Genomic DNA, 5,215 nt, shown 5'->3' on the forward strand with positions numbered 1-5,215 from the left:
TTAACGAGACAAACGAGACAATCTTTAAAAGCTTGTTCTAGACTGGCTTTCACCTTAAGTTGACACCAATGGCATCCTTGCCCGCCCTGAATATAGGACGGGTGTTCGCGTAGCGGCACGTAGTGCGGACACCCATCCCACAAGAAAATTTGGGATGTTTTTTTATTTGGAAATCCCTAAACACTATCTATGTTTATCTGTAAGGCGTGGGGGAGTTGATTTGATTTAAGCAATTCGAGTTACTTGCTGATTCACACGGGGACGGCCAAAGCGCTCCCAAGCACTCCCTCCTCGCAGAAATAACTCTAGGAAGCGCAATGGTTCTCCTGAATCGCCTCTTGACCAACCGGAACTACCAGGAGCAAAGGCCAAAGTTCCTTCAGACACCTTGAAGCTACCATCAGAATACACTGCATCACTGACCACATCTCCAATTCGGATCACGATCTTGGTTTGAGGCTCCAAGTTAAGTGTATGCGCCCCAATAGTTGTTTTGATGTTGCCGTAGCCATCAATCCAGGCAATTCGATCTGGTGGAACATCTGGGATTTGCTCACTCTTAAGGCGATCTCCCAGAAGGCTAAAATCTTCACCCATGATCGCCGCCGCCGCTGGAGGAAATACATCTCGTGAGCGAAACTGCGATCCACCACGAGAAACGTTAACCACTCGCAACTCCTTTGTATAGTCTTTGATAAAGGAGAGCGTGTAGCCCGCATTCACACCCACTACTTTTACACCATTGGATAAAAGGGCATAAGTTAGTCCTTCACCTTCATTGTCCCGACGGGCTTCGGGATCATCTTGACGAGGCGCACAATTGTGATAAATTAAGCGATCGCTCTTTCCTGGATTGAGTCCCAGTTGGGCAATCCAAAATCCCGTTGCCAAGGTACTAAATGCTGGAACCGAAAGCAAATGAATTTGGGCATCGGGTAAAGCCATCAGCAGACGTTGTGTGACTTCAATAAATGCCGGATCTCCTGTGCCGTAGTCTGCAATGACGCAGATAAACATTCTGCTCCTCCTTTTGATGGGTAGTAATTTGCAATCAACCTAATTCATAATTAAATCCCCGATGTAACATAATTATGAATTATGAATTATGAATTATCAATTATTCAGTCATCATGTGATTACAGGGTGAAATGAGCAGACAACTGTTTATTTCACCCCTATTTGTAACGTTAAAGTCTTAGTCAACGCAATGAAAACCATAACTTCACTTTTTAGCGAAGAACGCAACCAACTCCAGACAGATATTGATAACACAACCAACATTGAGGAGATAGTTAAGCTGGTTCAGAACCGACTCGATCATCTCGAAAGAATTTACATTGAAAAGCTTAATCTGGCTCAAGTTCGTCTGGCTTCCTTTTTTCTGGATACGCTGCGGCAGTCGATCGCCACTCTCGCTGCGGCTAACTATCCTGAAGTTGCTCCAACAGAGCGAAAGCAAATTACTAACCCAGCTACAAAGTTTTTTCCCAAGATATTAATCTTAAAACTGCTACAGGGACTAATTTATATAGGCATCTTAGGTTCGTTGTTCTCCTTAACTAAAACTACCCCAGGTGCATGGATGGCTCTCTTACTAACCGCTCTACTTCTAGGACTAGAAGTTGTGCTTCAACTCGACTTAAACAACCAGCAAAATAATTCTATGTCTCAAGAGCTATTGCAATTACCTCAACCTATTCTCCGGGTTGATAGCAAAGTATTTCTAGATCACCTTGGCGATGCTCTCAACACTATCGACCTAGCAGTAGCTAGAGTAGAAGAATCGAATAAACATGAAGATGACCTAGCAATAGAAGAACTACCAGAGCTATTGAATTTTCTGCAAAGGCTAATGGGCGCATCAAAACTTGATAAACCCCAAATGGCTCATGAACTGGCGAAACTTCTGCCACAGATTTTAATGTCTCAGGGAATTAACGCTCAAATTTACCGAGCAAACGACCCTCACAGCGATCGCGGGTATTTTGACTTTGAGCCAAGTATCGACCCCGATACCCAAGATCACGTAACTATAACTCCGGCTCTGTTGAAAGGCGATCGCTTAATTAGGCGCGGTCGGGTAATTGAGCCAGCATATTCCTCTTCTAGAGAATAATAGACAATAAGGGTATGGAAATTTTAGAAACAATCGGTTTTGATTTGGGACACGGTGAAACGGCTGTAGCTAAAGCGATCGTGGAAAGCATCGAACCCCCCCAGATGCTGGAGATTAATAACAAGAAAAACCAAATTACAGCTCTTGGTTGGCATCCCAAACTCGGTTATCTTGTCGGCGAACAAGCATTAATTCAAGCTGGCGTTACCCAACTGACAATCTCTTTTAAGCAAAAACCAAACAATGATCCCAAATATCGGGAAACAATTAGCACTTTTGTGGCAACCTACTACCGCCTTTTGAAAGAAAGCGGACAACTTGAAAGTGGGGAAGGTAGCTATTTTTACATTGGTTGCCCTTCAGGATGGTCAGTTAGCGATCGCTCCGAATACCAAAAGATACTTCAAGAAGCTGGCATTCCCAGACTAAATGTTGTACCCGAATCGCGGGCTGCTTTCATGCAAGCCAAGGAAGCCGGGAAGCTGGAGTATGATAAACTTCTGGCATCGGTGCTAATTGTCGATATTGGTTCTTCAACCACAGATTTTACTCTAGTTAAAACCTTAGAAGAAATCCCGATAGATTTCGGGAGTAATACTTTAGGAGCATCTTTAATTGACAAGGCTATTTTTGCCCGTACTCTCGCCAACCACGAGCAAAAAACATTACTCGAAAAAGTATTTGAGGAATATCCGCATCACCAAGCTCGTTGTGAACTTGCTTGCCGCAAAGCTAAAGAAGATTACTTTTCTAATGAACAACTATACAGCGATCCTGAATCTTTTGCGCGTGGCTTCGAGTCGATCAACGAACAGATTTATTTTATTCCCCAAGTTAATAAAGTGATGATGGAGGAAATCTTAAACCAACCCTTGCCTGAACTGGAGCTTCATAGTTGGATGCGATCGTTTCACGACTCTTTAAAGGAGGCCAAAGAAAAGCTGGAAAAACTTGGAATCGTGCCGAAACTTGTGCTGATGACTGGCGGTGCATCTCGCATGAAGTTTACGCACTTTCTTTGTCAGGAAATGTTTCCCGAACCAGAAACGCTGCTTCGCCCTGATCCCGAACCAGAACGGTGCATTGCAATGGGTTTAGCACGAGTAGGACGATGGGATCTGCGGGCTGCTGCTTTTAAAGAAGAAGTCAACAAACTATTTACCTCGAATCAGCTTAAAGGTTTGATTGAGAGGCATATCCCAGAGTTAATCGAATCACTAACTAAGCCTTTGACAGATGGCTTGATTGTCAACGCAGTTAAACCAGGTTTAAAAGATTGGCAAAAAAACAAAATGCGGACTTTAGCAGATTTGGAAACATCTTTGATCAGTCGCGCAGAACAGTGGCTCAAAAGCGATTTCGCTGGGCAGATAATTAATTATCAATGCGCTTCTTGGTTTAACAATAAAATACAACCTGATTTAGCTGCACAAACCGATCCAATATGTCGAAAGTTTCAGATCCCTAGAAGCAGCTTAAGATTCGAGGATAGCATTGATCCAAATTTTGTTAACCCAGAGCTACGAATTGGAGATGCTATCATTGCTGAAACAGTGGCGTTTATTGTCAATGTAATAATTGGTGGAGGCACTGTAGCTAGCATCATCACTCTAATACTAACGGGACATTTAACCTGGCCTATTGCACTAGTATATGGGGCTTCACTTATGGCGGCAGGAATGGAGCTAAATCGGAAGAGTGTCCAAGAAGTAATCAAGACAAATGTGGATGTACCTAGTTGGATTCGTTCTAGTTTTTTGGGCGACAAAAAAATCGAGGATATGTGTGAGCAAATAAAGCCTGAGTTAGAGAAAGTTCTTCAAGAACAACTGATAGCGAATCAAGAGGCTTTTGATAAAATGATTGGCAAAGTTGAGCAAGGGCTTCAAAAAACCCTTTCCACCAAGGTTCAATCTTGTATAATTTTGATCCAATAGGGATGATGTGTGCCAGTAAATTAGACTTTGACCTCTCTCCAAACCTCTCTCCTAAAAGGAGAGAGGCTTTGAATCTTACTCCCCTTCCCTACAAGGGAAGGGGTTGGGGGTTAGGTCTATATTGCATTAAACTGCAAACTGCTATACCAGTGAATTAAATATGTAAACTGCTCAAAAGTCAATGATTAAAACAATAATTTTCTTTCTGATCATTGGGCTGATTATCACTGGGATTTTAGTCAATCCCATACTAGTTAAAAGGCGAAGAAACCGCCTCAAACATCGTCCTTTTCCCCCACTTTGGAATGCCATTATTGAGAATAATCTTCCCATTTATCCCTGTCTTTCTCCCAATGAAATCAGACGACTTCAGGGACATATTCAAGTGTTCTTAGCAGAAAAGCAATTTATTGGCTGTAGAGGATTACAGGTGACGGAGGAAATGAAATTGACCCTTGCTGCGATCGCCTGTTTACTCCTACTAAATGAACGTGGGCAGTACTTCCCTAGACTTCGTTCAATTCTAGTGTATCCCAATGCTTATTTTGTTCAGGAAACGACTGCGATCGGAAATTATGTTGTTGAAGAAAGACGTGTGGCAAGACTAGGTGAATCGTGGACAACTGACCAATTAGTAGTGTCTTGGGAACAGGTGAAACAAGACACTACTAATTGGAGGGATGGACGTAACGTTGTGCTTCATGAATTCGCCCATCAGTTGGATCAAGAGGATGGTAAAGCTGAAGGAGTTCCTATACTGCAACGCAACTCAGATTATCCTATTTGGGCGAAGGTGATGACAGAAGCATATCAGCAACTTTGTAATGATGTTTTACAAGGCGTAAAGACGGTAATGGATAGCTATGGTGCAACGAATCCCGCAGAATTTTTTGCCGTAGCGACTGAGACATTCTTTGAGAAACCGCACCAATTGTTGTCCAAGCATCCAGCACTTTATGAGCAATTGCAACGTTACTATCAATTAGATCCTCTGCAATGGGCGTCACACAATTTTGGATTTTAGATTTTAGATTTTAGCTTGAAAAGAGCAATCAAGTCACTGGCTCTGTCATGAATGGCACTAAGTTAACGTGAGTTCGATGAACCTCTCCCTCCCAGCCTCCCTCTCCGAAACGGAAAGGGAGGAGCAACGAAAAATTAA

At 42.7% G+C, this 5,215-nt stretch carries 4 protein-coding genes; 3 read left to right on the forward strand and 1 reads right to left on the reverse strand.

The features are described from left to right. Nucleotides 1–225 precede the first annotated feature (225 nt). A complete protein-coding gene (locus tag HWQ41_RS22785) occupies nucleotides 226–1,017 on the reverse strand; it encodes an S-adenosyl-l-methionine hydroxide adenosyltransferase family protein (protein ID WP_292767903.1) in 792 nt (263 codons plus the stop codon). 190 nt (nucleotides 1,018–1,207) lie between these two features. Here HWQ41_RS22785 and HWQ41_RS22790 point away from each other — a divergent pair, with 190 nt between their 5' ends. The 3 genes from HWQ41_RS22790 (at nucleotide 1,208) to HWQ41_RS22800 (ending at nucleotide 5,077) form a co-directional block, all read left to right on the forward strand. Beyond that, nucleotides 1,208–2,116: a hypothetical protein gene (locus tag HWQ41_RS22790; protein WP_292767906.1), complete on the forward strand. Its 909-nt coding sequence runs from the start codon at nucleotides 1,208–1,210 to the stop codon at nucleotides 2,114–2,116. Between the two features lie 14 nt (nucleotides 2,117–2,130). Next, nucleotides 2,131–4,053, forward strand: a complete 1,923-nt coding sequence (locus HWQ41_RS22795) for an Hsp70 family protein (protein WP_292767909.1) — start codon at nucleotides 2,131–2,133, stop codon at nucleotides 4,051–4,053. Between the two features lie 181 nt (nucleotides 4,054–4,234). Then, complete coding sequence (locus HWQ41_RS22800; protein ID WP_292767912.1) at nucleotides 4,235–5,077, forward strand: M90 family metallopeptidase; 843 nt, start codon at nucleotides 4,235–4,237, stop codon at nucleotides 5,075–5,077. The last annotated feature ends 138 nt before the right edge of the window (nucleotides 5,078–5,215 follow it).

The sequence above is a fragment of the Nostoc sp. NOS(2021) genome (assembly GCF_017115025.1).
Classification (GTDB): Bacteria; Cyanobacteriota; Cyanobacteriia; order Cyanobacteriales; family Nostocaceae; genus Nostoc.

What these genes read in the sequence shown, in the direction of transcription:
- HWQ41_RS22785 (WP_292767903.1), bottom strand. Translation starts at nt 1,017, where the DNA reads ATGTTTATCTGCGTCATTGCAGACTACGGCACAGGAGATCCGGCATTT.
- HWQ41_RS22790 (WP_292767906.1), top strand. Translation starts at nt 1,208, where the DNA reads ATGAAAACCATAACTTCACTTTTTAGCGAAGAACGCAACCAACTCCAG.
- HWQ41_RS22795 (WP_292767909.1), top strand. Translation starts at nt 2,131, where the DNA reads ATGGAAATTTTAGAAACAATCGGTTTTGATTTGGGACACGGTGAAACG.
- HWQ41_RS22800 (WP_292767912.1), top strand. Translation starts at nt 4,235, where the DNA reads ATGATTAAAACAATAATTTTCTTTCTGATCATTGGGCTGATTATCACT.